The organism is Sphingomonas sp. AC522 (genome assembly GCF_979258125.1).
In genome coordinates, this window is sequence record NZ_OZ409836.1 from 1,093,890 (window position 1) to 1,120,692 (window position 26,803).

Below are 26,803 nucleotides of genomic sequence, written 5' to 3' on the forward strand. Positions count from 1 at the left end.
CCCGGGAGGTGCGCAAATGGACGATCTGGATCAATTGGACGATGCAGTCGCCGCGCGCGCGTTCCGCCGCCTCGTCCGCCATCTGCGCCACCGCAAGGATGCCGAGAATATCGAGCTGATGGGGCTTGCGGGCTTCTGCCGCAATTGCCTGGCCGATTGGGTCAGCGAAGCCGATCCCGCGATCGGCAAGGATCAGGCGCGCCAGCTCATCCACGGCATGCCCTTCGCCGAATGGAAGGCCAAGCATCAGGGCCAGGCGACGCCCGACCAATTGGCGCGGATGGAAGAAAGCATGAAGCGCAACGAGGAGGCGCTGGACGAAGCGCTCGACGAGAGCTTCCCCGCCAGCGATCCGCCCGCGATGACCGAACCGAACCGGTAAGGGCGCCTCCCCTCCCAGGAAGGGAGGGGCCGGGGGTGGGTAGGGTCCTGACGATAGTGCAGCCAGGCATTCTGCCTCGCCGTATCGCGTGCAAGGACCCACCCTAACCCCCCTCCTTTTCAGGGAGGGGAATCGCTACTTCAGCGCTGCCGCCACCTTCGCGCGCCAGATCGCATAGCCGGCAGGCGTCATGTGCAGCCCATCCCCCAGAAACAGTTCCGCCCGCGGCTTGCCGTCGGCCCCCAGCATCGCATCGAAGATGTCGACATAGCCCAGCCGCCTGTCGCTGGCGGCATAGGCGCGGATCAGCCGGTTGGCTTCGCGCGCCTCGGCCACCTTGCCCCAGCGCGCGATGCTCGGCTTGATCGACACAAACAGGATCCGCGTTTTCGGCAGCGCCGCGTGGACCTTCGCCGTCATGGCCTTGAACGCGGCCAGCACCTGCGCCGGCGTCTTGCCCGCTTCGATATCATTGTCGCCCGCATAGAAGACGATCGTCTTCGGCGCATAGGGGATCGCGATCCGATCGGCATAAGCCAGGCTGTCGGCGATCTGCGAGCCGCCGAAGCCGCGGTTGATCACCCGCAGTCCGGGAAAGTCCTCCGCCAGTGTGCGCCACATCCGGATGCTCGAACTGCCGAGGAACAATACGCCGCCTTTGGCTGGCATCGCCTTGGCATCGGCAGCTTCAAATGCAGCGATCTCGGCGGCGAAGCGCGGGGTCTGGGCGGCGGCGAATTGGCTGCTCAGCATCAGGGCAGCGAGCGCGAACAGGAGCGTGCGGATCATCGCGCCCGCCTATGCCGATCGGCCGTCCACTGCAAATCGCCGCATGGCCCTTGAGCCTGCGCCGGGGCTTCTCTATCGCCCCCGCTTCAACTTCAGGAGCCTTCAATGTCCGACTCTGTTTCCGCCGAACAATTGCGCCTGTTCATCGAGCGCATCGAGCGGCTCGAGGAAGAGAAGAAGGGCATCGCCGACGACATCAAGGACGTCTATGCCGAGTCCAAGTCGACCGGCTTCGACGTCAAGACGATGCGGCACATCGTCCGCCTGCGTAAGATGGAAAAGCATCACCGCGACGAGGCCGATGCCTTGCTCGAGACCTATCGCAACGCGCTCGGGCTGCACTGAGCGGGCACCCTCGGCTTGCGCCAGCACGACGAGGCGATGCCACGGCGGGCAGCTAGGCCGGGAACGCCGCTCTCGTCTGACGGCGTGGCCGGCAAGTTGAGCCCAGTGCCCTGACGCTCTATGGCATGCCGCAACACCATTCCGCAGGACGTTTTCATGGCAGGCCATTCCAAATTCAAGAACATCATGCACCGCAAGGGCGCGCAGGATAAGAAGCGCTCGGGCATGTTCTCCAAGCTCAGTCGCGAAATCACCGTCGCGGCCAAGATGGGCATGCCCGATCCGGACATGAACCCGCGCCTGCGCGCCGCGGTCAACGCCGCCAAAGCGCAGTCCATGCCAAAGGACAACATCACCCGCGCCATCGACAAGGCCAGCCGCGGCGATGCCGAGAATTACGAAGAGATCCGCTACGAGGCGTTCGGCCCCGGCGGCGTGAGCCTGATCGTTGAAACCCTCACCGATAATCGCAACCGCACCGTCACCAACGTCCGCACTGCGATCAGCAAGAATGGCGGCAATCTCGGCGCGCCCGGCTCGGTCAGCCACGCTTTCGATCGCGTCGGCCTGATCAGTTATCCGGCGACGGCGGGCGATGCCGACAAGGTCTTCGAAGCCGCGCTCGAAGCGGGTGCGGAGGACGTGACTTCTAGCGAGGAGGGCCACGAGATCTGGACCGCCCAGGGCGATCTCCACGAAGTCGCCAAGGCCCTCGAGCCCGTGCTCGGCGAGCCCGAAGGCGCCAAGCTCGCCTGGAAGCCGCAGACCATGGTCGAAGTCGACGAAGGCGATGCAGGCACCCTGCTCAAGCTCCTCGACGTCCTCGACGACGATGACGACGTCCAGACCGTCTGGGGCAATTACGAAATCGCCGACGACGTGATGGAGAAACTGGGTTGATCATCCTCTCCCTCTCCCGTCGGGAGAGGGAAGGGGCCCGCTCGGCGAAGCCGAGTGGGAAGGGTGAGGGTCGAGATCGACTGCACCCATCGACCTTCACCCTTCCGCGCCTTCGGCGCTCCCTCCCTCTCCCGATGGGAGAGGGATTTTGTTGATATTCGGCCTCGATCCCGGCCTCGGCACCACCGGCTGGGGACTTATCCGCGCCGAGGGCAATCGCCTCAGCCACATTGCCAACGGCCGCCTCAAGACCGACACCGCCGCCGCCCTCCCGCGCCGCCTCGCCCATCTCGACGCGATGCTCACCGCCCTGATCGCCGATCATCGCCCCGAAGCGGCCGCCTGCGAGGAAGTCTTCGTCAATTCCAATCCGCAATCGACGCTCAAGCTCGGCCAGGCCCGCGGCGTTGTGATCTGCGCCGCGGCGCGCTCGGGGATCGACGTCGGCGAATATTCCCCGAGCATCGTCAAGAAAGCGGTGGTCGGCACCGGCGCCGCGGACAAGGCGCAAGTCCATGCTATGGTCGCCCGCCTGCTCCCCGGCGTCAAAATAGATGGACCGGATGCCGCCGACGCGCTTGCAGTCGCGATCTGCCACGCCCACCATCTCGCCACTGCCCGCCGGGCTGGCTGAAAAGGCTTTCCTACAGGTCCATGTTCCTGTTAGGTTCCCCGCGATGCGGGCCTATCCATTTCTTCTGATCGAGCGGGCGTCAATCCGCGCGACCCCCCCCGAAGTTTCTAAACTTCCTAAACATATTTGCGGGGCGCCGGCATGATCGCGCATCTGAAAGGCCGCCTCGCATCCACCGGCGCGGATCATGCGGTGATCGACGTGAACGGCGTCGGCTACCTCGTCGGCGCTTCGGCGCGCACCCTCGATGCGCTGGGCGCAATCGACAATCTCGTCACGATCCACACCGAGATGCTGGTATCGGAGGATTCGATGCGCCTGATGGGCTTCGCCTCCGCCGCCGAGCGTGACTGGTTTCGCCTGCTCACCAGCGTCCAGGGCGTCGGCGCAAAGGTCGCGCTGGCGATCCTCTCGATTCTCAGCCCCGACGAAGTCCAGACCGCCGTCGCCCGCGCCGACAGCGCCATGATCGCCCGCGCCAACGGGGTCGGCCCAAAACTCGCCCAGCGCATCGTCAACGAACTCAAGGACAAGGCCGGCGGCGCCGCGGTCGGCGCCGGGGCGGTGACACCCGCAGGCGGCGCCGCGCAGGACGCGGTCTCGGCGCTGATGAACCTCGGCTTCAAGCCCGCCGAGGCCAGCAGCGCGGTCGCCGCAGCGAACGATGAACTCGGGACAGGGGCGACGCTCGACGCGCTCGTGCGGCTGGCGCTGCGGAAGGCGGCGAAGTGAACTCTCCACGATTCCGTCATGCTGAACTTGTTTCAGCATCCATCGTGCCTCGCAGGAACTGCGCCGATGAAACAACCCTGCGTCTACATCCTCGCCAGCCAACGCTTCGGTACGCTCTATATCGGTGTAACTTCGAACCTGATCCCACGGCTATATCAGCATCGAACCGCCGCCACGCCTGGCTTCACAGCCCGCTATTCGATTTACCGTCTCGTCCGCTACGAGTTCTTCGCAACAATGCCGGAAGCAATTGCGCGCGAAAAGCAGCTCAAACGCTGGCATCGGCAATGGAAGATCAATCTTATCGAAAGCGAGAATCTCGATTGGGCAGACCTCGGCGTAGCGCTTGGCTTGGAACCTCTGCCGACTCGCGTGGTGCGCGATGGATGCTGAAACAAGTTCAGCATGACGGTCGGGGGATTGGATGACCGACACCGACCGCATCCTCACCCCCGTCCGCAAGCCCGAGGACATCGACGCAGCCCTGCGGCCCAAGACCCTCGAGGAATTCGTCGGCCAGCGTGCCGCGCGCGAGAATCTGCGCGTCTTCATCCAGGCCGCCAAATCTCGCGGCGAGGCGCTCGATCATGTGTTGTTCTTCGGCCCGCCCGGCCTCGGCAAGACCACGCTCGCGCAGATTGTCGCGCGCGAAATGGGCGTCGGTTTCCGCGCCACTTCAGGCCCTGTCATCGCCAAGGCCGGCGATCTTGCGGCCCTGCTCACCAATCTTGAGGATGGCGACGTCCTCTTCATCGATGAGATCCACCGCCTCAATCCCGCAGTCGAGGAAGTCCTCTATCCGGCGATGGAAGACCGCGCACTCGATCTGATGATCGGCGAAGGCCCATCCGCGCGCAGCGTCCGCATCGATTTGCCGCGCTTCACTCTGGTCGGCGCCACTACCCGCCAGGGCTTGCTCACCCAGCCGCTCCGCGATCGCTTCGGCATCCCCGTCCGCCTGCAATTCTATACGGTCGATGAGCTCGAACGCGTCGTCGCCCGCGCCGCCCAGCTCCTCGACCTCCACGTCGCCGCCGATGGCGCGCACGAGATCGCCAAGCGCTCGCGGGGAACCCCCCGAATCGCCGGCCGCCTGCTGCGCCGGGTCCGCGATTTCGCCAACGTCCTCGGCGAAGCGACCGTTCACGCCCAAGCCGCCGATGCTGCGCTGACACGCCTCGAAGTCGACAAGCTCGGGCTGGACAGCATGGACCGGCGCTATCTGACGATGATCGCCGACATCTATCGCGGCGGCCCGGTCGGGGTGGAGACGCTTGCCGCGGGCCTCAGCGAGCCGCGCGACACGATCGAGGAAGTCATCGAGCCCTATCTGATCCAGATCGGCATGATCGCGCGCACCGCCCGCGGCCGCTGCCTTAACGCCGCCGGCTGGAAGCATCTCGGGCTCGAGCCGCCATCCACCGCGCAGGAAGGGCTGTTCGACTGACCATAGGGGTTCCGCTCACAGAGTCGCTGGGTTAGGGCAGCGGCCATGGACGCACTGCCACCCGTCGGCCATTTCTCGGGCCAGGAGCATCATTTCGTCCTGCGTGTCTATTTCGAGGACACCGATCTGACGGGCGTGGTCTATCACGCCAATTATCTGCGGTTCATGGAGCGCGCCCGCTCGGATATGCTGCTTGCCGCGGGCATCGATCAGCGCGTGGCGCAAGAGGGGGGCGAGGGCGCCTATGCGATCCATGCATTGGCGATCCGCTATCGCGCCCCGGCTCGTCTCGGGGATGAACTGACGGTCATCAGCCGTCTCGTGCGGCTTCGCGCCGCGTCAGTGGATATTCATCAACGAGTTCATGCGCGGGTCTGTCATACTGAGCGAAGCGGATGTCGAGGCGGCGTTCGTCACTCCCGAGGGTCGCGCGCGGCGGCAACCGGGCGCTTGGGTGGCGGCGTTCGAACCGTTGATCTGGAAGGGAAACTAGCAGTCTCATGGAATTTCTGAGCACCGACGCCGCGACCATGTCTCCCATCGGCCTGTTCCTCCAGGCCGACTGGATCGTGCGCGCCGTGATGGCCGGCCTCCTGCTGGCAAGCCTGTGGACCTGGGCGATCATCCTGAGCTTCGGCTTCAAGATCTCCGGCGTGAAGAAGGCGATCGACAAGTTCGAGGCCGAATATCGCGAGGCCGACGACATCGACGAGTTCCACCGCCGCGTCGCCGGCCGCGACCAGCCGATCAGCCGCGTATTCTCCGCCGGTGTCACCGAATGGCGCCGCTCGACAGCGGGCAAGACGATCGACCGCGAAGGCACGCGCGAGCGGCTGGGCACCGCTATGGGCGCAACGATCGCGCAAGAGATCGACCGGCTTGCCGACCGCCTGAATTTCCTCGCCACCGTTGGCTCGGTCGCGCCGTTCGTCGGCCTATTCGGCACGGTCTGGGGCATCATGCGCAGTTTCACCAGCATCGCCCAAGAGCAAAGCTCGTCGCTCGCAGTGGTCGCGCCCGGCATCGCCGAGGCGCTGTTCGCGACTGCGATCGGGCTCTTTGCCGCGATCCCCGCAGTGATCGGCTACAATCGCTATTCGCACGGCATCAACCGCGTCGAGCAACGCCTCAACCGCTTCGCCGACGGCTTCCACGCGACGCTCAGCCGCCGCCTGGAGATGGAGGCCTAAAGCATGGCCATGCACCTCCCCTCCGGCAAAGGCCGCGGCCGCCGCCAGCCGATGGCGGATATCAACGTCACGCCGATGGTCGATGTCATGCTCGTGCTGCTGATCATTTTCATGGTCACTGCGCCGCTGATGACGTCGGGCGTGCCGGTTAACCTGCCCGAGACGCGCGCCAAGGCGCTCGATCAGGAGCAGAAGCCGGTCCAGATCTCGATCGACGAAAAGGGCCAGATCTTCGTCGATAACGAGCAGGTCACCGATGCGGCCTTGCCCGCGCGCCTCGCCGAGATCGCCGCCAAACCGGGCGCCGACGGCAAGCCGCCGCAAATCTATCTGCGCGCCGATACCACCTTGGCTTATGGCAAGCCGATGGCAGTGATGGGCGAGCTCAACCGCGCCGGGCTCAACCGCGTGTCGCTGCTCACGACCACGGCGAGCAACCCCTGATGGACCGCGGCGAGGGCTTCGGGCTGACACTGGCGATCGCAGGGCATGTCGGCCTGTTCGCTTTGCTGTCGGCCAGCTTCCTCGCCAATGCGGACACCCCCAAGATCAAGCCGCAGCCGATCGAAGTCGCGCTGGTCGAAGATGTCGGGCTCGAAAGCACCTCGCCTAATCCGACGATGGAAGAGCCCGCCGCTAAGCTCTCGCCCGTCGAAGCGCCGATCGAGCCCGAAAGCGCGCCGCCCGAACCGGTCGAGCAGCCGCCTCAGCCCGAGGCCAAGCCTCAGCCAGCGCCGCCCAAGCCTGCGCCCGCGCCGGTCGCCAAGCCGGTGCCCAAGCCGCCGGCCAAGCCGACCAGCGCCGCGCCGCCCTCCAAGCCCAGGACTGCGCGCAACACCGCGCCGACCGGGCGCCTGGACGGCATCGTCGCCGGGCTGACCGACAAGCCTACGGCGAGCAAATCGACCACGCCGCCCGCTGCGACCCTCGGCCCGCAGGTCAAGTCGGCGCTCGCCGCGGAAATCCTCCGTCAGATCAAGCCACGCTGGTCGCCGCCGAGCGGGGCGGATTCAGATCAGCTGCGCACCACGGTGCAGGTTCGGCTCAACCAGGATGGCTCGATCGCGGGCGAGCCGCGCGTCACGCAGACGGGCGTGACTGCTGGCAATCGCGCACAAGCTGCGCTCCACCGCGAGCGCGCGATCCGCGCAGTCAAGCTCGCCGCACCGTTCAAGCTTCCCGCGCAATTTTACGAAGCGTGGAAGACGATCGCACCTACTTTGTACGAGGGTTTGTGAACATGAAGGCCATGCGAATCAGCGCTATGATCATGCTGGCGGCAAGCGCAACCGCAGTCGCGCACGCGCAGGACGTGCCGGCAGCCCCGCTGACCTTGCCGCAGGATGCCGTTCAGGATCCAAACCAGGAATCGGTGCTGCGTGTCGATGTGACCAACCAGGCGGCGCAGGACATGGTGATCGCCATCCCCGCGCTCAGCACCGCGCAGGTCGCCTCCACTGCCGCCGGCCCGACCGACGAGCTGGGCCGCCAGCTCGCCAAGGTGATCGACGACGATCTGCGCAACACCGGCCTGTTCAAAACGCTCGGCCCGGGCCAAGCGGGCGGCATCGGCTATAGCGAAGTGACCGCGCCGAATTACGCGAGCTGGAGCGGCCGCTCGGCCCAGGCCCTGGTCCAAGGATATGTTCGCGCCAACGGCAACGGATCCCTCACCGTGGGCTGCTATCTCTACGACGTCGCGCTCCAGTCCGAACTGGTCCGCCAGGGCTTCGTCGTCTCGCCCGGCGACTGGCGCCGCGCCGCGCACAAATGCGCCGATGCGGTCTATACCCGGCTGACGGGCGAGGGCCCCTATTTCGATAGCCAGCTCGTCTATGTCGCCGAACAGGGCCCCAAGAACCGCCGCCGCAAGCAGCTGGCGATCATGGATCAGGACGGCGCCAGCCATCGCTTCCTGACCAACGGCCAGTCGATCGTGCTGACGCCGCGGCTCTCGCCCAGCCAGAACCAGATCGTGTTCATGAGCTATGAGAACAAGAAGCCGTCGATCCGCATCTACGATATCGGCCAGCGGACCACGCGGCTGCTTGTCGACAATGCCAGCCTGACCTTCGCGCCGCGCTTCTCGCCCAATGGCCGCGACGTGCTGTTTTCGATGGCAGTGGCGGGCAACACCGATCTCTACCGCGTCCCCGCATCAGGCGGAACGCCGCAGCGTCTGACCAACGCACCCGGCATCGATACCGGCGGCAGCTATTCGCCCGATGGCAGCAAGATTGTCTTCGAAAGCGATCGCGGCGGCACCCAGCAGCTTTATGTCATGAACGCGGACGGCTCGAACCAGCGCCGGATCAGCTTCGGCAGCGGCCGCTATGCCACGCCGAGCTGGAGCCCGCGCGGCGACTTGATCGCCTTCACTCGCACCGGCGGCGGTTTCCGGATCGGCGTGATGTCGCCCAGCGGCGGGGGCGAGAAGTTGCTCACCGATAGCTGGGGCGACGAAGCCCCGACCTGGTCGCCCAATGGCCGCGTGCTCATGTTCTTCCGTGCGGCTCAGGGTTCGGGCCGCCCGGATCTCTGGTCGGTCGATCTTACGGGAGTCAATGCGCGCAAGATTCCCACCCCGCTGGATGGGTCCGATCCCAGTTGGGGACCGATTCGCCCCTGAACTTGTTACGCAGGTGAGTGATTTCGTGCTCCTAAGCGGGTACAGTTCAAAAAAATGGAGGAAGAACCATGGCTAAAGTGATGACCAGCGTGGTGCTGGGCCTGGCGCTCGTGGCTACTGCGGGCTGCACCAAGAAGCGCATCACCGATGTGCCCCCGGGCCCGATCACGGACAACGGCCCGATCGACAACAGCTCGGGCGAGGAGCAGTCGAGCGCGCTCAACGAGCAGTTCAAGCGCGAAGTATCGAGCAACACGATCCACTTCTCGTTCGACCAATATGACATCGATCCCGAGGCGCGCGCGATCCTCGACAGCCAGGCACGCTGGCTCGCCGCGCATCCTGGCGTGCGCATCACCATCGAAGGTCATTGCGACGAGCGCGGCACCCGCGAGTATAACCTCGCATTGGGCGATCGCCGCGCCAACGCCGCCAAGAACTATCTCGCAGCTCGCGGCATTTCGCCGATGCAGATCAACACGATCAGCTATGGCAAGGAACGCCCGGTCGCACTGAGTTCGGACGATTCGAGCTGGGCCCAGAACCGCCGCGCCGTGACCATCGTCATCAGCTAGGCCTTTTCCCTCTCCCCGCAAGCGGAGAGACGGGGTTAGGGTTTGAAAAGGCCGCTGGAGCACCGCTCCGGCGGCTTTTTCATGCCTCTTGCACAGCCTCCCGAATCGATATAAATACGATATCATAATTATTGGGAGGCAATGATGACCGACGACCGCTACGCAACCCACGCGCTCAGCCAGAGCCGCGAAAGGCCGGCGAGCACTGCCAGCGGCTATGGGATGCTGCTAGTAATGCTGCTTGGTCCGGCGATCGGCATCGCCGCGATCAGCCAGATCGACCGTCTGGCCGACGGATTCATCGTCGCCGGGTTCTTCGCCGCGGTCTTCGTCTTCCTGTTCGTCGCCATCGGCTTCTACTTGCTTCAGCCCAACCAGGCTGTGGTGATCACCCTGTTCGGCGACTATCGCGGCACCGATCGCACCACCGGCCTGCGCTGGACCTGGCCCTGGATGGGCAAGCGCAAGATCTCGGCGCGCGCCAACAACATCATTTCCGAGCGGATCAAGGTCAACGATCTGCGCGGCAACCCGATCGAGATGGCGGCGCAGGTGGTGTGGCGCGTGACCGACACCGCGCAGGCGCTGTTCGACGTCGACGATTACAAGGCGTTCGTGAACGTCCAGATCGAAGCCGCGGTGCGCACGATCGGCTCGCGCTACCCCTATGACGATTTCGAGCATCAGGAGATCACCCTGCGCGGCAATCACGATCAGGTCGGCAATGAATTGCGCGCCGAGTTGATCGCCCGGCTGACCGTCGCGGGCATCACCGTCGACGAATGCGGGTTCACGCATCTCGCTTATGCTCAGGAAATCGCCGGGGCGATGCTCCGCCGCCAGCAGGCCCAGGCCGTGGTCGCCGCGCGCCAGACCCTGGTCGAGGGCGCAGTCGGCATGGTCGAGATGGCACTCGACCAGCTCAGCGCCAAGAACGTGGTCGAGCTCGACGACGAGCGCCGCGCCGCGATGGTCTCGAACCTGATGGTGGTGCTGTGCGGCGAGCGCGACACCCAGCCGGTGGTCAATGCGGGCTCGCTCTATCAGTAAGGCCTGAACCGTGTCGCAGCCCCCGCAGAAAAAGGCGTTCCCGCTGCGCCTCGATCCCGCGCTCTACGCGGCAATCGAGCGCGCGGCGGCAAGCGACCTGCGCAGCGTCAATGCCCAGGTTGAATGCCTGCTGCGCGAGGCGCTGGGCAAGCGGGGGGTCAAGCTCGCCGATCCGGTCCGCGCCAAAAGGGGCCGGCCGCCCAAGAATGCAGGAGATGAAGGATGAAGCTCGCCGATTTGCGCCGCCGCTACAGCGTCCGCCCCGGCTATTGGTTCGCACCCAAGGCAGTCGGCTACGGCGCCGTCCCGGTGACCTGGCAGGGCTGGGTGGCGACGCTGGCCTTCGTCCTCGTCGCCGCGCTCATCGCCAATACCGCCGAGCATCGCTCGCCAATCTGGTTGACCCTGCTGGTGCCGGCGATCCTGATCTTTGTCGGCCTCTGCTGGGCAAAGACCGATGGCGATTGGCGCTGGCGCTGGCGTGGCAATAGCCGCTAGCTCAGCGCCTCGTCGAGAAGCCGCGCCAGCCGCAGCCCGCCGCGCACGATTTGCTGCCGCGCCGGCTCCACAAGCTTGTCGATCGCCTCGGGACTGAGCGACCCGCGTGCCGGCGCAGTCGGCGCGCAAGCATCGCCGCCAAACGCGCTGGCATAGGCAAAGTCCTTCGCCACCAGCCAGTTCTCGCGGCTCCAATCCTCGGTCGTCCCACCCGACATCGCGCCGCGCTCCTCGTTCGAATAGAGCCGCACCATCGATGGCGGCGTCGAGATCGCGCGCTCGGCGAGCAGACCGTCCCAGATCGTGTGGAGATTGAGCTTCTCGGTCGAATAGACGCCGTAGTTCGAACGCGCCCGGTTGCCGCCGAGATCGGCCTTGTCGCCGGCATGCAGCGGCTGGTGGAGATCGCCGACGAAATGGACCAGGAACGCCAGCGCCATGATCCGCTCCCGGGTCGGCACGCCGCGATCCTTGAGCAATTTCACGTCGCGGTCGATCTGCGCCGAGACGCAATTGCCGTCCGGGCAGTTCGATTTGACGTCGAACGGCTTGCAGATATTCACGTTCTGATAGTGCCAGTTATAGGCATAGCTGAAGCGCGGCCCGAGCGTCTTGATGCAGTCCGCCCAGACGCTGGCCTGCTCGATTGTCTTGGCCGGGCAGCCCTGCGTTTCCAGCAGCGCCGCATTCCTGAGCAGCCGGTCGATCGAAACGCGGACTTCGGGCGTGACGTTGCGATAGGCGATCGCCGCGATCGTCTCATGGCCCCATTCCCAATAGGCCTGGGCGGGCGATGCGAAGCCGATCAGGGCGGCGAAAATAACCAGCAAACGCTTCACTTGTCGTCTCCATAGAAAGCCACGACGCGCTCGCCGTTAGACGATGCGCGGCCGCGATACATGCCCGGCGTATTGAAGCTCCACGCCATCTCGCCGCTTGGTCCGGTGACGATGACGCCGCCCGTTCCGCCCAGTTCCTTGGTTTCGGCCATCACCAGATCCGCGGCCGTCTTCAGGCTCTCGCCCTTGAAGCGAACCCGCGCGCAGATCTCGTGCGCCACGCCTTCGCGGATGAAATATTCGCCCGCACCGGTCGCCGAGACCGCACAGGCGCGGTCGTCGGCATAAGTGCCCGCGCCGATGATCGGCGCGTCGCCGATCCGGCCCCAGCGCTTGCCCGTCATCCCGCCGGTGGAGGTCGCCGCGGCGACATGGCCTTTGCTGTCCAGCGCGACGGCGCCGACGGTGCCGTATTTGCGATCGACATCGTACCAGCTGAGCTTGTCGTTGGTCTTCATCCGCTCAAGCTGCTTGCGGCGCTCGGGTGTCGCGAACCAGATGTTCTCGACCTGCTCCAGCCCCTGCTCGCGGGCGAACTGGTCGGCGCCGGCGCCCGAAAGCATCACGTGCGGGCTGCCTTCCATCACCTTGCGCGCCAGTGCGATCGGATGCCGCGTAGTCGTCGCGCCCGCCACCGCGCCCGCCTTGCGCGTCGTGCCGTCCATGATCGCGGCGTCGAGCTCGTTGCGGCCCTCCCAGGTGAACACCGCGCCGCGCCCGGCATTGAAATGCGGATCGTCCTCGAGCACCTGCACCGCGGCCTGCACGGCATCCATCGCATCGCCGCCGCCATCGAGCACCTTGGATCCAGCCGCCAGCGCCGCCTCGAGTCCGGCGCGCACGCCAGCTTCCTGCGCGGGCGTGACCGTGTCCTTCTCGATGATCCCGGCGCCGCCATGGATCACGAGCGTCCAGCGCGGCTTCTGCGCTGCCCCTCCCTGGGCCTGCGCCGAAAGCGGCACCAGCAGGGCTCCGATCAGAAACGGCAAGAGTCGCATATGGGGCTCCGCGGACAAGCGATGCGCCGTCCTAGCAGATGCCCGCGCGCATGCTACCGCCCGCGGCCAAGGCTGCTAAAAATCGTGGCTCCGCCGATAGGCTACGCGCCACATCACTGCCCCGATGCACGCTGCGATCACGGCCAGCATGGCGCTCGATGCCAGCGCGCTCAGCCAGCGATAGATCCAGGCGCTATTGTCCATCGGCGGCTTCTCGAACAGTCCGAAGCCATAGGTCTGCGCGCCGACGAAGATCGCCATGGCCGTGACTGCGCCCACCAGGGCGGCATGGCGCGCACGGCGCAGCCCGGCGACATGCATGACCAGCCATAGCGGTCCTCCCACCGCAGTGATCGCAATGCCGGCGAAGAGGCTGCCGATGATCCAGCCGCTGGCCAGCGTCAGCGGATCGCGCTGCCCGCCCAGCAGCAGCAGCCCGAGCACGATCCCGCCCGCCAGCAGACTGCCCACGCCGAGGGCAAGCCCGGCGCGGTCGATCGAACTTTCATAGCGGCGCGGTGCGCGCATTGCGCGGTCGTTCACTTTGTGCAGCTCCCCAGCCCCTGAGGGAAACATATGCCTAACAGGATTTTGCCGCAACGGCGCGAATCGGCGGGCTTTTGCCGTTTTGATACGCTCAGCGAAAGGCGGCTAACCGCCCGGCGTGCTCGCACGCGTCCAGCGCAGTGAAATCGGGGGAGGGCGGCGCGGCGCCTAGCGCGGGAATTTCCATGGGCTGTCCGATTCTGGTCGCGGCGAAACGGCGGGCGTCGACTTGCGCGCAGCCGAGCATCGCGCGGAGCATCTGAGGCGGCGTGTCCCGGCCTTCCCAAGAGAGCCGGAAGGTACCCCAATGGATCGGAATCGCCTGCGGCCGGCCCAAACCGTCCCAAACGCGGATCGCCTCGCGCGGGCCGATATGGCTGCCGCTCGCCATCTGCCCCGCCTCGAAGCGGAATGCGCCGATCGGAATCGCCGCCAGCCGGATCGGCCCTAAAGCAGCGGCCTCTGCGGGCCATTTGCCGTCGCCATAGCCGGTATCGCCCGCGAAGAAGAAATTGCCGCCCGCCAGCCGCACTACGAAGCTCGACCATAATGCCCGGTTGCGATCCCGGAACCAGCGGCTGTCCCAATGATGGTTGCGCGTGACCGCCACTTCGAAACAGCCATTCGCGCCGATGATGCAGGGCGTAGAGCCGGGATCGCTCGAATAGATCTGCCCCCAGTCGAGCGCCACAGCTTCGATTCCCGCACGGCGCAGGATCGCATCGTTGCCGAGCGATGTGACGATCACTGGATGATCGCGCTCCCACAGTCGCTTGAGCGTCGCCAGATCCATATGGTCGTAATGGTTGTGGCTGATCAGCACCAAGTCGATCTGGGGAAGGTCTTCGAACCGGATCCCCGGCTCGGTCACGCGCTTCGGGCCGAACCCAAAGGGCCCGGCATGTCGGCTCCACACCGGATCGGTCAGCACGTTCACGCCGCCCGCCTGCACGAGCATGGTCGCATGCCCCACCCAGGTCGCGAGCATCTGCTCGCCCTCGACCCGTGCCGGCGGCTTGGAGGGCGTGACGGCAACGCGCTCGGGCCATGCCGGGCGCTCGGGGTCGCCGAAAATCTGCTTCCACAGGAAGCCCGCGCGCACCCCCGCCTTGATGCGATCGTCATCGCCGTCTGGATTGAAGAAATGCGCACCGTCGAAATGCGCGCTCGCCGGGCCGCGATAATAGATTCGGTCGAGGAAATGCGGGATGACGGTGAGCGCCAGGCAGAAGGCAATCACGGCCCAGAGCAGAATGGCCGCGCCGGCCCGGACGAATCGCATCGCGCCTTGTCGCTACAGCCGGGCGGGCGATCAAGCCTTGATCAGCCGCCCGGCCCCGGCCTAGTCCCGCTGGCATGACCGCGCCGCTTCCCGACAATCCCGAAACCGCCGCCGCCGAACTCGAGAAGCTCGCGGGAGAGATCGCGCGTCACAACCGGCTCTACCACGCCGAGGACGCGCCCGAGATCAGCGATGCAGATTACGATGCGCTGGTGCGCCTGAATGCCGCGATCGAGGCAGCCTTTCCCGACCTTGTCCGCGCCGATTCTCCCTCCAGGCTGGTCGGCGCCGCGCCCGCCGGGCATCTCGCCAAGGTCGCGCATGCCCGGCCGATGTTCAGTCTCGACAATGCCTTTGCCGATGAGGACGTGACCGACTTTCTGAGCCGCGTCCGCCGCTTCCTGAGCCTCGGCGAAAGCGAACCGATTGCGCTCACCGCCGAGCCCAAGATCGATGGCCTGTCCTGCTCGCTTCGCTACGAGAAAGGCGTCTTGGTTCGCGCACTCACGCGCGGCGATGGACAAGTCGGCGAGGATGTCACCGCGAACGTCCGCACCATCGGTGATATTCCCGCGACGATCGCGGGCGCGCCGGACGTGTTCGAGGTGCGCGGCGAGGTCTATATGGCCAAGCTCGATTTCGCAGCGCTCAATGCCCGGCTGCTCGCCGAGGCGACCGAGGCCGGGGACCCGCTAAAGGCCCGCCAGTTCGCCAATCCGCGCAACGCCGCGGCGGGCTCGCTGCGGCAGAAAGATGCGTCGGTCACCGCCTCGCGTCCGCTCAGATTCATCGCCTGGGGCTGGGGCGAAGCCCCCGAAGAGCCCTCGGGCGGCCAGTTCGACGCGATGCAACGGATCAAGGCCTGGCGCTTTCCGGTCTCGGATTTGCTGGCGCTCGGCGGCATGGAAGAAGCGCTCGCCCAATATCGCAAGATCGAAAAGCAGCGCGCCGATCTGCCGTTCGATATCGACGGCGTCGTCTACAAGCTCGATCGGCTCGATTGGCAGGCGCGACTGGGCTTTGTCGGCCGCGCGCCGCGCTGGGCGATCGCGCATAAATTCCCCGCCGAGCGCGCCGAGACCGTGCTGCGGGCGATCGACATCCAGGTCGGTCGCACCGGCAAGCTGACCCCCGTCGCACGCCTCGAGCCGGTCACCGTCGGCGGAGTCGTCGTCACCAACGCCACGCTCCACAACGCCGACGAGATCGCCCGCCTCGGCGTCCGCCCCGGCGACCGCGTGATCCTCCAGCGTGCCGGCGACGTCATTCCGCAAATCGTCGAGAATCTCACCCGCGACGAAGAGCGCCCGGCTTATGCCTTCCCGGACCATTGCCCGCGCTGCGACTCGGAAGCCGTTGCCGAGGAAGGCGAAGTCGATGTCCGGTGCACCGGCGGGCTGATCTGCCCAGCGCAGCGGATCGAGCGGCTCAAGCATTTCGTCAGCCGCGGTGCGCTCGACATCGAGGGGCTAGGCGAGAAGACTCTGGTCGAATTCATCGATCTCGGCTGGATCGCCGAGCCCGCCGACATCTTCCGCCTTGCCGCTCATCGCGAGGAACTGCTCGGGCGTGAGGGCTGGAAGGAAAAGTCGGTCGATGCGCTGCTCGCCGCGATCGAGGCCAAGCGCGCGCCCGATGCGGCGCGTCTACTGTTCGGCCTCGGCATCCGCCATGTCGGCCAGATCACCTCGCGCGACTTGATGAAGCGTTTCTCCACCCTCGACGTCCTTCGCGGTGAGGCCGAAGCCGCGAACCGCGGCGATCCTGACGCGCTGGTCCAGTTCGCAACGATCGAAGGTGTCGGGCCGATCGTCGTCGCCGCGCTCGGCGCCTTCTTCCACGAGCCGCACAATGTGACCTTATGGGACGATCTGCTGGCAGAGGTTTCGCCCCCGCCGTTCTTGGTCGAGGCGCGCCAGTCCGAAGTCACCGGCTTCACGCTCGTTTTCACCGGCAGCCTGGAGTCGCTGAGCCGCGACGAAGCCAAGGCGCAGGCCGAGTCGCTGGGCGCGCGAGTCGCTGGATCGGTCTCCGCAAAGACGAATCTGGTGATTGCCGGCCCGGGCGCCGGCTCGAAACTCAAAAAGGCCGCCGAACTCGGAATTCCCGTTATTTCTGAAGGGGATTGGGCCAATATCGTGGCCGCCGCTCAGGGCTGAACCGGTGTCGCTTTTTTGCAACGCAACAAATGTGAATCACAGGTTAACAACACGTTCCACAGCGACTCCGATTGACCTGTCATCGCGTAGCCATAAAGCAGTTCCATGGGCGGCGACGACGGTGAACCGCACCGCGTGATCCAGTGCACCAGAGCACCTAAGGGGACTACCAAATGCGCACTAAGTTTTTTGCAGGCGTGGCTTTTGCCGCGCTGATGATTCCGGCGAGCGCCTTCGCGCAGTCGAGCGGATCGGCCGAATTCGAAGAAGGCGAAGAAGTCGTCGTCACGGGCGTCAGCGCTCGCGATGTGGGCGGCGTCGAGCTTCCTGACACGCCGAAGTCGCGCGTCGTGCTTACCTCCGAAATGATTCAGCGCCAGCGTCCTGGCCAGACCGTCAACGACATCATCAACATGTCGCCGGGCGTCAGCTTCCAGAATAACGATGCGACCGGCGCTGCCGGCGGCACGTTCAGCATCCGCGGCTTCGACTCGACGCGTATCTCGCAGACGATCGACGGCATTCCGCTGAACGACACCGGCAACTACGCGATCTATTCGAACCAGCAGCAGGATCCCGAAACGCTCGATTCGATCAGCGTCAGCCTCGGCTCGACCGACGTCGACAGCCCGACGGCATCGGCATCGGGCGGCACGGTTAACATCCGTACCCGCGTGCCGACCGAAGAATTCCACGTCATGCTGAGCGGCCTCTATGGTGACTATGTCGCCAAGGGCTCGGGCAACCGTCCGCTGTTCCGCATCTTCGGCATGGTCGATACCGGCGATTTCACCGGCATCGGCACGCGCGCCTTCTTCTCTGCCTCGCAGGTCGATGCGCGCAATCCGTTCAACAATTACGGCAAGCTCACCAAGACGCAGTTCAACGGCCGCATCTATCAGGAGCTCGGTGGTAACGGCGATTATGTCGCCATTGCCGGCCACTACAACATCAACCGCAACAACTTCTTCGGCTCGGGCCCGCTGCGTACCGACCGGACCGCGTTCCCGAACAGCACGGTTGTGCGTCCGGCCGGCACTGCCTCGAGCAACCGTTTCCCCGGCACCGGCACCGAGCGCTTCTACACGATCAACTATCCGTGCCTCACCGATACGCCGCAGGCCGGCGTTGCCGACGTGACCAACACCTGCGGCACCGAGTTCGACCGTCGCTACAATCCGTCGAACACTGGCAACATCCGCGGCAGCTCGCGCTTCACGCTGGCCGAAGGCCTGACGCTGTTCGTCGATCCGAGCTTCCAGTATGTGAAGGCCAATGGCGGCGGCACCGTCACGGCACGCGAGCAGTCGCGTCCGATCACTACCGCGGGCGTGACCACCAACTTCCTCGGCTTCTCGGGCAACAACTATTATGTTGGCCGCGACCTCAACGGTGACGGTGATACGCTCGATCAGGTGACTGTCGTCGCCCCGAGCCAGACGCAAACGCGCCGCTATGTCGTCAACGCCACGCTGGCCTATGAGCTCAACGAGCATCACCGTATCCGCGCGGGCTACACGTTCGATCGCGGCCGTCACCGTCAGACCGGCGAGCTGGGCTTCGTCCAGATGAATGGCGAGCCTTATGACGTGTTCCCGGTCAACGAGCCGATCCTGGATTCGACCGGCCAGTCGAGCCAGAAGCGCAATCGTCTGTCTTATGCCGAGCTGCAGCAGGTGTTCGGCGAATATCGCGGCATCTTCGGTGACCTCACCGTGGTGCTCGGCGTCACGGGCAAGTTTTTCACCCGCGACCTGACCAACTACTGCTTCACCACCTCGGCCAGCGGCTTCCTGGATTGCGTCAATTCGGGCCAGGTCGCTGCCTATGCCGCTGCCAATCCGTACAGCTTCAACACGACCACGAGCGTCGTGACCGGCTTTGCGGCCCCACAGAAGCGCGTCTACAAATATAACAAGGCGCTGCCGAGCCTCGGCCTGACCTACGACCTGACGAGCAACCTGTCGGCCTTCGCCAGCTACTCGAAGGGCATTTCGGTCCCCGGCACCGATATCCTGTACAACGCTTTCTACTATCCGACCTCGGCCGATCAGGCGCGTCCGGAAGCAGAGAGCACGGACAGCTTCGACGCCGGCTTCCGCTATCGTTCGGGCAAGCTGACCGCGCAGATCGCGGGCTGGTACACCGGCTATAAGAACCGCATCGCGACGGCCTATGACCCCGAGCTCGACCAGACGATCACGCGCAACCTGGGTGACGTGACCAAGTGGGGCATCGACGGCAGCATCGCCTATCGCCCGACTTCGAACACGCTGATCTACGTCTTCGGTTCGTATCTGAGCTCGGAGATCAAGGACGACCTGCTGATCGGCAACTTCAACACCGACAACAATGTCGCCACGCCGAACGTGCCCGTCTATTATGCGACCGGCGGCAAGCGTGAGGCCGGTGCACCGGTCTACACCTTCGGTGCCCGCGCACAGGCGAGCCTGGGTCCCGTCGATTTCGGCATCCAGTACAAGCGCACCGGCAAGCGCTATGTGAACGACGAGAACCTGCCGGTTCAGCAGTGCTTCAACGCTGCCGGAACCGCCAATGGTTCGGTCCAGCGCGGCACCTTCTGCGCAGCGGCGTCGGGCACGGCCTTCACGGCTGGCACGCTCACCACGGTCTATGGCGCTTCGGCTCCGGCTTATGACTTGGTGGATCTCGATATCCGCATCAACATGGCGCAGTGGGGTGCTGACCGTACTTACCTGCAGTTCAACGTCAGCAACCTCTTCGATGAGAGCTACGTTGGCGGCTTCGGCGGTTCGAGCAACCGCTTCGCCGTCCCCTTCGTCCAGTTCGGCGTCCCGCGCGCTGTGACTGCGGCACTGGTCGTAGGCTTCTAACCCCTACGCCATCGCCAGAAACGAAGCCGCCGCCCCAGCGATGGGGCGGCGGTTTTCGTTTGTGGGGTATCCTCGCCCTACTGCCGTCACCCCGGCCTCGTGCCGGGGCCCAGCTGGCAACTAGACGAATTGCAAAGCCTCGTGCGACTTGCTCGCGGATGAGTGGCCCCGGCACAGGGCCGGGGCGACACAGAATACGGATTCTGGTGCGCTAGGCCGCCTTGGCCTTGGCGTAGATCGAGTTGACCGGTCGCGCGAAGATGCGGCGCAGCATCGGCTCGAAATATTCGAGCGGCTCGCTTTGATAAGCCGGGTCGAACGCCGCCTGATCGTATTTCGCGCAGAACTCCGCGCATGCCTCGAAATACCTATGCCCGCGAAATGCCTCGCGCGCGTCGCGATCGAGCCCGAGATAGTGGAAGAAATAATAGCCCTGGAAGGCGCCATGCTTCTCGCAGATCCAGTGCAACTCCTCGCTGACAAACGGTCTGAGGATCGCTGCGGCGATATCCGGATGGTTATAGCTGCCCAGCGTGTCGCCAATGTCATGGAGCAGCGCCATCACGACATAATCCTCGCTGCGGCCGTCGCGGTGCGCCCGGGTTGCGGTCTGGAGCGAATGCTGGAGGCGATCGATCGGAAAGCCGCCGAAATCGCCGTCGAGCAGTCTCAGATGGGTGAGCACGCGGTCGGCCAGGCCCTGCGCATAGCCCATGAACTGGCCGCCGATCAGGTTCCAATCTTCCTGCGTACCCTCCGCCATCGCGGTGAATTTCGCGCGCGCGCTGCTGTCCTGCATCAAGCCTCTCCCGGCCCCTCCTGTCATGCCGGACTTGTTCCGGCATCCACCACGCCGCACGCGATGGCCTGTGAGCCTCTTTGGACAAAGACTGCCGCACGCTGGACCCCGGAACAAGTCCGGGGTGACGATGCCGAGTGATTTGGGGACACAGCCGGGTACGGCCTCTCCTTTGCCCCGCCAAGCCTCCTCTGTTAGAGGGGCCGCGTGGCCAATCCAGTCCGTCCCGCGCGCCGCCTGATGCCGGCCCCGATTCCCGATCCCGGTTTGCTCTCGCGCCCGTTCTTCGAAGACAAGGCGCGCGCTTTCTGGATGCTCCAGGCGATCGGCTGGAGCGGCTATCTGCTGCTTCGCACCGTCTCCTCGATCTCGAACGGCCTCTCGGTCGAAGGCGTCATCGCCGCGATCATCGAATCGATCGTCGGCTATTGCCTGACGCTCCTGCTCTCGACGCTGTACGGCTATTACCGTCGTCTCCCGCGGATCAGGGGAATCCTGCTGACGCTGGCGACGCTCGCCGCCGCGACGGTGATCTATGCGGTGCTCGATGCCTTCACCTATAGTTTCGTCAAAGGTGTCGCGCCCGGCATCTCGCTGGCGCTGATCGCCGGCACGGTATTCCTCAATTTCACGGTGCTGGCCGGCTGGTCGGCGCTCTATTTCGGCATCAATTTCTATCTGATCGTCGAGCAGCAGATCGATCAGATGCAGGCGCTGGAGAGCCAGGCGAGCCACGCCCAACTTGCAATGCTGCGCTATCAGCTCAATCCGCATTTCCTGTTCAACACGCTCAATTCGATCTCGACGCTGGTGCTGCTCAAGCAGACCGAGCGGGCGAACGTGATGCTGAGCCGGTTGAGTTCGTTCCTGCGCTATACGTTGGCGAATGAGCCCACGGCGCACGTCACGCTCGCGCAGGAAGTCGAGACGCTCCAGCTCTATCTCGAGATCGAGAAGATGCGCTTCGACGAGCGCCTGCGCCCCCATTTCGATATCGATCCGCGGGTCGCCAAGGCGCGTTTGCCATCCTTGCTGCTCCAGCCACTGGTCGAAAACGCCATCAAATATGCCGTGACGCCGCAGGAAGAGGGCGCCGATATTACGGTTTCGGCTCGGCTCGCCGGAGAACGGGTGCAGATCAGCGTATCCGACACCGGACCCGGATTGATCGAACGCCAACCGAGGCCGACCCTTTCAACCGGCGTGGGGCTCGCCAATATAAAGGAGCGGCTGGCGCAGTCCTTCGGGGCTGACCACCGTTTCGACTCCCAGTCGAACCCGGGGCAGGGGTTCAGCGTTGAAATCGAGATACCGTTCCAGATCGAGGAACCGAACCGAGAGGCCGCATGACCATTCGAACCATCCTGGTGGACGACGAGCCACTGGCTATCCAGGGGCTGGAACTCCGCCTCCAGGAACATGAAGACGTCGAGATCATCGACAAATGCTCGAACGGCCGCGAGGCGATCCGCAGCATCAAGACGCACAAGCCCGACCTGGTCTTCCTCGATATCCAGATGCCCGGATTCGATGGCTTCTCGGTCGTCCAGGGGCTGATGGAAGTCGAACCGCCACTGTTCGTGTTCGTCACCGCTTATTCGGATCACGCCATCCGCGCCTTCGAAGCGCAGGCGATGGATTATCTGATGAAGCCGGTCGAGCCGTCGCGCCTCGCCGACACGCTCGATCGCGTCCGCCAGCGCCTGACCGAAAAGCGCGGCGTCGAGGAAGTTGATCGCCTCAAGGAAGTGCTGGCCGAAGTCGCGCCCGACGCAGTCGATGACATGGCCGGAGCCGATGGCGGCGAGATGGCCTCGAACCGCTTCGAGAAGCTCATCAACATCAAGGATCGCGGCCAGATCTTCCGCGTCGATGTCGACACGATCGAGCGCATCGATGCAGCCGGCGATTATATGTGCATCTATACCGGCGACAACACTCTGATCCTGCGCGAGACGATGAAGGACTTGGAAAAGCGCCTCGATCCGCGGCGCTTCCAGCGCGTGCATCGTTCGACGATCGTCAATCTCGATCTGGTCAAACAGGTCAAGCCGCACACCAACGGCGAATGCTTCCTGGTACTCGATTCGGGCGCCAGCGTGAAAGTGTCACGCTCTTACCGTGACGTGGTCGCGAGGTTCGTCCACTAACCTATCGTCTTCCCGGCCTTGAGCCAGGATCCCGCTTCTTCTTCCTACAAGTGCGGGGTCAGGAAGCGGGATCCCCGCGTTCGCGCGGAAGACGAAAAAGACTTGCGAGATGGATCACGGGAGATCAGAACATTACGAGAACGTAATGTCGGAGCCCGCTTGTGACCAAGTTCGAAACCTTCGCCGGACTCCACATCGCCGGCGCGCCCGTAATCCTGTTCAACGTCTGGGACGCCGGCAGCACCAAGGCGGCCGAGCGGGCAGGGGCCAAAGCAATCGCCACCGGCAGCGCTTCGGTCTCCACCGCGCATGGCTATAGCGATGCCGAAGCGCTGCCGCTCGATCTCGCGCTCGCCAATGCCGAGCGTGTCGTCGGCGCGACCAGCCTGCCGGTCAGCATCGACTTCGAAGGCGGCTATTCGACCGACCCTGCCCAGACTGCCTCCAATGTCGCGGCGCTGGCGGCAACGGGCGCGATCGGCTGCAATCTCGAGGACCAGATCGTCGCCACCAACGGCACTCCAGGCCGCACGATGCACGGCATCGCCGATCAGGCCGCGCGGATCGCCGCCATCGCCAGCTGGGTGCCCAACTTCTTCCTCAACGCGCGCACCGATCTGTTCCTGATCGCCAAGCCGGACACGCATGACGATGCCATGGCGGAAGCGGCGATCGAACGCGGCAAGGCCTATGCCGCTGCCGGCGCGCACGGCTTCTTCGTCCCCGGCCTCGCCGATCTCCGCCTGCTCGAGAAGGTTTGCAATGCAGTGCCGTTGCCGGTCAATTTCATGGCCTTTCCCGGCGCTCCCGATGCCAAGGCCGTGGCGGCAACCGGCGTGGCCCGGATCAGCCACGGCCCCTTCCCGCACATGGCGGCGCTCAAGGCATTCGAGGATGCGGCGCGGGCGGCATTCTCTGCCTAGCGCCGAACCTCAGACGAAGCTTGCAATGTAGGATTTCGCCTGCTTGACCAGGGCGGTCGGCACGCCGGCCCGCTCTTTCAATTCGTCGATTCACTCCCGGTTTGCGGCGCCGCCCTGACCCCCATGGGCAGTGCGAACATTGGGAAGATTCGCGCCAGCTTATCGCACCGGCACGAACGCCAGATGCTGGAAATCGTAGCTGAAGTCAGCCAGCGGCGAGAGCGCCTTCATGCTGACGCCTGTGATCTTGCCGTCGGCAATTGCGAACTTGACCAATGCATCCTCGCCCGCCCCCTTGGGGAAGCGCGTGCGGAAAGTATCCGGCCCCCAAGGCTCGAGCGCGCTCTTGAACACCGCGGTAGGCAAGAAATCGATGTGCAGCCCCTTGCCGCGCTTGCTGACGACCACGTCGCCATACCAGGGATCGCGGTAGCGCCCGGCATAGGCATCGAGCGGCAGGCTGGGGCCGCCTGCAGGCGGGGTATCGGTGCCGCCCCCCAATTCCTTGAGCGCGGCGTCGTTGCCGGCTTTCACGCGCGCCTGCATCGCCGCCACCCAGTCGAAGGCGGGCGCGCCCACGCACAAATCGAGCAGCGCATTGCGGATGCCGCTGGAAACGCCGTCCTCGGTGTTGGAGAACACTGCGACCGCCGCCTTGCGGCCGGGCAGCATAGCTGTCTGGGTCACTTGCCCCGAAAGCCCGCCCGAATGGTGGATCAGCCGTTCGCCGCGATAATCCTGAACGAACCAGCCGAGCGCATAGGTCTGCGTCACGCCGCGCGCCGGCCAGGTGTCGCTCGGGCCGTTGGAGGAAGCGACGATCGTCTGCGGCTTCCACATCTCCGCCGCCTGGGCCGGGCTCCACAGCGCCCGTCCGTCGGGAAGCTTGCCGCCTGCCATCTGCACTTCGAGCCACTTGGCGATGTCGCTTACGCTGGCGTTGATGCCCCCGGCCGCGTCGGTCATTGGGCCTTCGTCGGGCGGGATCACTTCCATCTTGCCCATGCCCCGCACGGGCGGCCCGAGCCGGGCATGCCGCCCGACGACATTGCTGCCCTTGAGGAAGCGTAGTGCCGGCACCGCGTCGCTCATCCCCAACGGCGCGAGCAGCCTTGCGCTGACAAACTCCGCCCAGCTCTTGCCCGAGACCCGCTCGATCACCAGCCCAGCCACGACATAGAGGATGTTGTCATAGGCATAGCCGGTGCGGAAACCGCGCTCGGCGGCGAGGAAGGGCAGTGCCTTGAGCGCCTCGCTGGCGGGACGATCGCTCGCCGGAAACTGCATCAGATCCCCTGCACCCAGCGCCAGCCCGCTATTATGGACGAGCAGGTCGCGTACCGTCATCAGCTCGGTAACGCGCGGATCGTGCATCTTGAATTCGGGGATATATTTGGTGACCGGCTCGTCCCAGGCGACCTTGCCCTCCTCGACCAGCAAGGCGAGCGCCGCGGCGGTGAAGCTCTTGCTGTTGGAGGCGATCCCGAAGCGGCTATGCTCGTCCACCCGCGCCGGCTTGCCAAGGGTCAGCACGCCATAGCCTTTGAGATAGGTCGGCTTGCCGGGACGGATCACCGCCACCCCGATCCCCGGGGTGTCGAACGCAGCCATGAAGCGCGCGACAATATCGTCGATGGCCGGATCGGCAGCCTGTTCCGCGGCAAAGGCCATGCGCGGCAGGCCGGCCGTGACAAGCCCGCTTATCGACAGCGCCAGCGCCTGACGCCGATTGAATTGCAGCCCGCTCATCATCGATCTCCCCGCTAAGTGACGGAGAACCTAGCCGCGTTTCGCGCGCGGGCAAGCAGCCTTATTCGGCTTCGGTCGCTTCGGCCTCGTCCTCAGCCGGTCGCTCGAACCATGCCTCGACCGGGCCCTTGAGGGTGATCGTCAGCGGCTGGCCGCGGCGATCGACCTTGTTGCCGAGCGCAACCTTGATCCAGCCTTCCGAGATCGAATATTCCTCCACGTCGCGGCGCTCTACGCCCTTGAAGCGGATGCCGATTCCGCGCTCCAGCGTCGGCTGGTCGAAATGGGGGCTGTTCTGGTTGACCGAGAGCCGGTCGGGAGGAGTGTCGCTCATCGCCGCCCTTTGCCGCCATTCGCCGGTTCATTCAAGCAGAAGGGGCGCGAAGCTTTACGCTCCGCGCCCCATCCTCTTGTCCGGCGCTACGCCTTAGCGGCAGTAGCGGACCCGCACGCTGCGGCCCAGATACGGGTCGTACTGGCGGCGAACGGTGCAGTTGTTGTAGCCGCGATGACGGCGATAATTCTCGCGGTAATAATAGCCGTCGGTCGGATAATAACCGCGTTCGCGATAATAGCGGCGATCGTAATCGTAGCGGCTGTCGCTGGCGAGCGCCGCGCCGATGGCGAGGCCGGCAATGCCGGCGACGACGGCAGCGCCGCCATCGTCACGATGGTGACGGCGATAGCGTTGCGCCTCAGCAGTAGGAGCAACGGCGACGAGCACGCTCGCGCCAAGCGTGACGCCGAGAACCGCCTTCTTGATCAGATTGGCCATGACAATTCCTCCTCATTCAAACCTCGCGCCCTGACCCGACATATGCATAACGCGAGTCGCGGGCTGAGGATGCGTTTGTAGTAAATCCCGCCTGAACCCGTGCGGAACCGGGTGTTAATGCGCGGTCCAGATCGGTAAACATGCGCGCCATGCGATATTGGCTCCTCCGCTCCGAACCCGATGCCTATGGCTGGGACGATCTGATCCGCGACGGCGGCACCGAATGGAACGGCGTGCGCAACTACACCGCCCGCAATTTCCTCAAGGAAATGCAGCCGGGCGACCAAGCGATCTTCTACCATTCGAACACCGAAAAGGCCGCGGTCGGCATCATGGAGATCACCCGCGCCTGGCAGCCCGATGGCGACGACGGGAAATGGGCGAGCGTCGCAGTCAAGCCGGTCGAGAAGCTCAAAAAGCCCGTTCCGCTGGCTGAGATCAAGGCCGAGAAGCGGCTCGCCGAGATCGAAGTGCTCCGTCAGTCGCGTCTGTCGGTCACGCCAGTGCGCGAGGCCGAGTGGAAGGTGCTGCTCGAGATGGCAGGGCATTGAGCGCAA

30 protein-coding genes and 1 pseudogene are annotated in these 26,803 nt (G+C 64.9%); 22 read left to right on the plus strand and 9 right to left on the minus strand.

Translation table 11 applies throughout. The features are described from left to right. Positions 1 to 16: 16 nt before the first annotated feature. On the plus strand, positions 17 to 382 hold the full coding sequence (locus ACZZZM_RS05580; protein ID WP_463594115.1) for a DUF1244 domain-containing protein: 366 nt from the start codon (positions 17 to 19) through the stop codon (positions 380 to 382). 135 nt (positions 383 to 517) lie between these two features. On the opposite strand, the gene ACZZZM_RS05585 is transcribed toward ACZZZM_RS05580, so the two are convergent. After that, positions 518 to 1,171, minus strand: coding sequence for an SGNH/GDSL hydrolase family protein (locus tag ACZZZM_RS05585; protein WP_463594116.1), 654 nt, complete (start codon positions 1,169 to 1,171; stop codon positions 518 to 520). 105 nt (positions 1,172 to 1,276) lie between these two features. Between ACZZZM_RS05585 and ACZZZM_RS05590 the strand changes: the two genes are divergently transcribed. The 15 genes and pseudogenes from ACZZZM_RS05590 to ACZZZM_RS05660 all read left to right on the plus strand — a co-directional run bounded on the left by ACZZZM_RS05590 (position 1,277) and on the right by ACZZZM_RS05660 (position 11,171). Beyond that, complete coding sequence (locus ACZZZM_RS05590) at positions 1,277 to 1,516, plus strand: DUF2312 domain-containing protein (protein WP_463594117.1); 240 nt, start codon at positions 1,277 to 1,279, stop codon at positions 1,514 to 1,516. A 156-nt stretch (positions 1,517 to 1,672) separates the two neighbouring features. Further along, positions 1,673 to 2,416: a YebC/PmpR family DNA-binding transcriptional regulator gene (locus tag ACZZZM_RS05595; protein ID WP_463594118.1), complete on the plus strand. Its 744-nt coding sequence runs from the start codon at positions 1,673 to 1,675 to the stop codon at positions 2,414 to 2,416. A 148-nt stretch (positions 2,417 to 2,564) separates the two neighbouring features. Then, positions 2,565 to 3,050, plus strand: a complete 486-nt coding sequence (ruvC, locus tag ACZZZM_RS05600; protein WP_463594119.1) for a crossover junction endodeoxyribonuclease RuvC — start codon at positions 2,565 to 2,567, stop codon at positions 3,048 to 3,050. Between the two features lie 141 nt (positions 3,051 to 3,191). Further along, on the plus strand, positions 3,192 to 3,782 hold the full coding sequence (gene ruvA / locus ACZZZM_RS05605) for a Holliday junction branch migration protein RuvA (protein WP_463594120.1): 591 nt from the start codon (positions 3,192 to 3,194) through the stop codon (positions 3,780 to 3,782). Between the two features lie 66 nt (positions 3,783 to 3,848). After that, positions 3,849 to 4,175 carry a GIY-YIG nuclease family protein gene (locus tag ACZZZM_RS05610; protein WP_463594121.1) on the plus strand — a complete coding sequence of 109 codons (327 nt, stop codon included), beginning with the start codon at positions 3,849 to 3,851 and terminating at the stop codon, positions 4,173 to 4,175. 31 nt (positions 4,176 to 4,206) lie between these two features. Continuing rightward, on the plus strand, positions 4,207 to 5,229 hold the full coding sequence (gene ruvB / locus ACZZZM_RS05615) for a Holliday junction branch migration DNA helicase RuvB (protein ID WP_463594122.1): 1,023 nt from the start codon (positions 4,207 to 4,209) through the stop codon (positions 5,227 to 5,229). 45 nt (positions 5,230 to 5,274) lie between these two features. Beyond that, positions 5,275 to 5,722, plus strand: a pseudogene (locus ACZZZM_RS05620) (YbgC/FadM family acyl-CoA thioesterase). 7 nt (positions 5,723 to 5,729) lie between these two features. Continuing rightward, the gene (tolQ, locus tag ACZZZM_RS05625; protein ID WP_463594123.1) at positions 5,730 to 6,419 is read left to right on the plus strand and encodes a protein TolQ; all 690 of its coding nucleotides are present in this window, start codon (positions 5,730 to 5,732) and stop codon (positions 6,417 to 6,419) included. 3 nt (positions 6,420 to 6,422) lie between these two features. Continuing rightward, positions 6,423 to 6,863, plus strand: a complete 441-nt coding sequence (gene tolR / locus ACZZZM_RS05630; protein ID WP_463594124.1) for a protein TolR — start codon at positions 6,423 to 6,425, stop codon at positions 6,861 to 6,863. Continuing rightward, on the plus strand, positions 6,863 to 7,657 hold the full coding sequence (locus tag ACZZZM_RS05635) for a TonB C-terminal domain-containing protein (protein ID WP_463594125.1): 795 nt from the start codon (positions 6,863 to 6,865) through the stop codon (positions 7,655 to 7,657). Before tolR ends, ACZZZM_RS05635 begins: the two co-directional genes overlap by 1 nt. A gap of 11 nt (positions 7,658 to 7,668) precedes the next feature. Then, positions 7,669 to 9,048, plus strand: a complete 1,380-nt coding sequence (gene tolB, locus ACZZZM_RS05640) for a Tol-Pal system beta propeller repeat protein TolB (RefSeq protein ID WP_463596388.1) — start codon at positions 7,669 to 7,671, stop codon at positions 9,046 to 9,048. A 68-nt stretch (positions 9,049 to 9,116) separates the two neighbouring features. Then, the gene (pal, locus tag ACZZZM_RS05645; RefSeq protein ID WP_463594126.1) at positions 9,117 to 9,623 is read left to right on the plus strand and encodes a peptidoglycan-associated lipoprotein Pal; all 507 of its coding nucleotides are present in this window, start codon (positions 9,117 to 9,119) and stop codon (positions 9,621 to 9,623) included. A 144-nt stretch (positions 9,624 to 9,767) separates the two neighbouring features. Then, positions 9,768 to 10,673: an SPFH domain-containing protein gene (locus ACZZZM_RS05650; protein WP_463594127.1), complete on the plus strand. Its 906-nt coding sequence runs from the start codon at positions 9,768 to 9,770 to the stop codon at positions 10,671 to 10,673. Between the two features lie 10 nt (positions 10,674 to 10,683). Further along, the gene (locus tag ACZZZM_RS05655; RefSeq protein ID WP_463594128.1) at positions 10,684 to 10,899 is read left to right on the plus strand and encodes a type II toxin-antitoxin system antitoxin; all 216 of its coding nucleotides are present in this window, start codon (positions 10,684 to 10,686) and stop codon (positions 10,897 to 10,899) included. Further along, a complete protein-coding gene (locus ACZZZM_RS05660; protein WP_463594129.1) occupies positions 10,896 to 11,171 on the plus strand; it encodes a hypothetical protein in 276 nt (91 codons plus the stop codon). The genes ACZZZM_RS05655 and ACZZZM_RS05660 overlap by 4 nt, the downstream gene beginning before the upstream one ends. On the opposite strand, the gene ACZZZM_RS05665 is transcribed toward ACZZZM_RS05660, so the two are convergent. The 4 genes from ACZZZM_RS05665 to ACZZZM_RS05680 all read right to left on the minus strand — a co-directional run bounded on the left by ACZZZM_RS05665 (position 11,168) and on the right by ACZZZM_RS05680 (position 14,836). Continuing rightward, the gene (locus tag ACZZZM_RS05665; RefSeq protein WP_463594130.1) at positions 11,168 to 12,010 is read right to left on the minus strand and encodes a S1/P1 nuclease; all 843 of its coding nucleotides are present in this window, start codon (positions 12,008 to 12,010) and stop codon (positions 11,168 to 11,170) included. The two genes, ACZZZM_RS05660 and ACZZZM_RS05665, sit on opposite strands and share 4 nt — an antisense overlap. Beyond that, a complete protein-coding gene (locus ACZZZM_RS05670; RefSeq protein WP_463594131.1) occupies positions 12,007 to 13,008 on the minus strand; it encodes an isoaspartyl peptidase/L-asparaginase family protein in 1,002 nt (333 codons plus the stop codon). Before ACZZZM_RS05670 ends, ACZZZM_RS05665 begins: the two co-directional genes overlap by 4 nt. A 75-nt stretch (positions 13,009 to 13,083) precedes the next feature. Beyond that, on the minus strand, positions 13,084 to 13,551 hold the full coding sequence (locus ACZZZM_RS05675; RefSeq protein ID WP_463594132.1) for a hypothetical protein: 468 nt from the start codon (positions 13,549 to 13,551) through the stop codon (positions 13,084 to 13,086). Between the two features lie 94 nt (positions 13,552 to 13,645). Further along, entirely contained in the window at positions 13,646 to 14,836 is a 1,191-nt protein-coding gene (locus ACZZZM_RS05680) for an MBL fold metallo-hydrolase (protein WP_463594133.1), read from the minus strand. Positions 14,837 to 14,910: 74 nt separating this feature from the next. Here ACZZZM_RS05680 and ligA point away from each other — a divergent pair, with 74 nt between their 5' ends. Next, complete coding sequence (gene ligA, locus ACZZZM_RS05685; RefSeq protein WP_463594134.1) at positions 14,911 to 16,995, plus strand: NAD-dependent DNA ligase LigA; 2,085 nt, start codon at positions 14,911 to 14,913, stop codon at positions 16,993 to 16,995. Positions 16,996 to 17,168: 173 nt separating this feature from the next. Then, entirely contained in the window at positions 17,169 to 19,850 is a 2,682-nt protein-coding gene (locus ACZZZM_RS05690; protein WP_463594135.1) for a TonB-dependent receptor, read from the plus strand. Positions 19,851 to 20,061: 211 nt separating this feature from the next. On the opposite strand, the gene ACZZZM_RS05695 is transcribed toward ACZZZM_RS05690, so the two are convergent. After that, positions 20,062 to 20,649: an HD domain-containing protein gene (locus tag ACZZZM_RS05695; protein ID WP_463594136.1), complete on the minus strand. Its 588-nt coding sequence runs from the start codon at positions 20,647 to 20,649 to the stop codon at positions 20,062 to 20,064. 240 nt (positions 20,650 to 20,889) lie between these two features. Here ACZZZM_RS05695 and ACZZZM_RS05700 point away from each other — a divergent pair, with 240 nt between their 5' ends. From ACZZZM_RS05700 to ACZZZM_RS05710, 3 genes are all read left to right on the plus strand, one after another. Continuing rightward, positions 20,890 to 21,999, plus strand: a complete 1,110-nt coding sequence (locus tag ACZZZM_RS05700; protein WP_463596389.1) for a sensor histidine kinase — start codon at positions 20,890 to 20,892, stop codon at positions 21,997 to 21,999. Next, positions 21,996 to 22,799, plus strand: coding sequence for a LytR/AlgR family response regulator transcription factor (locus ACZZZM_RS05705; protein ID WP_463594137.1), 804 nt, complete (start codon positions 21,996 to 21,998; stop codon positions 22,797 to 22,799). Before ACZZZM_RS05700 ends, ACZZZM_RS05705 begins: the two co-directional genes overlap by 4 nt. A gap of 161 nt (positions 22,800 to 22,960) precedes the next feature. Beyond that, positions 22,961 to 23,722, plus strand: coding sequence for an isocitrate lyase/PEP mutase family protein (locus ACZZZM_RS05710; RefSeq protein WP_463594138.1), 762 nt, complete (start codon positions 22,961 to 22,963; stop codon positions 23,720 to 23,722). A gap of 159 nt (positions 23,723 to 23,881) precedes the next feature. On the opposite strand, the gene ACZZZM_RS05715 is transcribed toward ACZZZM_RS05710, so the two are convergent. The 3 genes from ACZZZM_RS05715 to ACZZZM_RS05725 all read right to left on the minus strand — a co-directional run bounded on the left by ACZZZM_RS05715 (position 23,882) and on the right by ACZZZM_RS05725 (position 26,246). Beyond that, positions 23,882 to 25,471 carry a serine hydrolase gene (locus tag ACZZZM_RS05715; protein WP_463594139.1) on the minus strand — a complete coding sequence of 530 codons (1,590 nt, stop codon included), beginning with the start codon at positions 25,469 to 25,471 and terminating at the stop codon, positions 23,882 to 23,884. 61 nt (positions 25,472 to 25,532) lie between these two features. Next, entirely contained in the window at positions 25,533 to 25,805 is a 273-nt protein-coding gene (locus ACZZZM_RS05720) for a DUF3297 family protein (protein WP_463594140.1), read from the minus strand. A 93-nt stretch (positions 25,806 to 25,898) separates the two neighbouring features. After that, entirely contained in the window at positions 25,899 to 26,246 is a 348-nt protein-coding gene (locus ACZZZM_RS05725) for a hypothetical protein (RefSeq protein ID WP_463594141.1), read from the minus strand. A 149-nt stretch (positions 26,247 to 26,395) separates the two neighbouring features. Between ACZZZM_RS05725 and ACZZZM_RS05730 the strand changes: the two genes are divergently transcribed. Further along, positions 26,396 to 26,797, plus strand: coding sequence for an EVE domain-containing protein (locus tag ACZZZM_RS05730; RefSeq protein ID WP_463594142.1), 402 nt, complete (start codon positions 26,396 to 26,398; stop codon positions 26,795 to 26,797). Positions 26,798 to 26,803 lie beyond the last annotated feature (6 nt).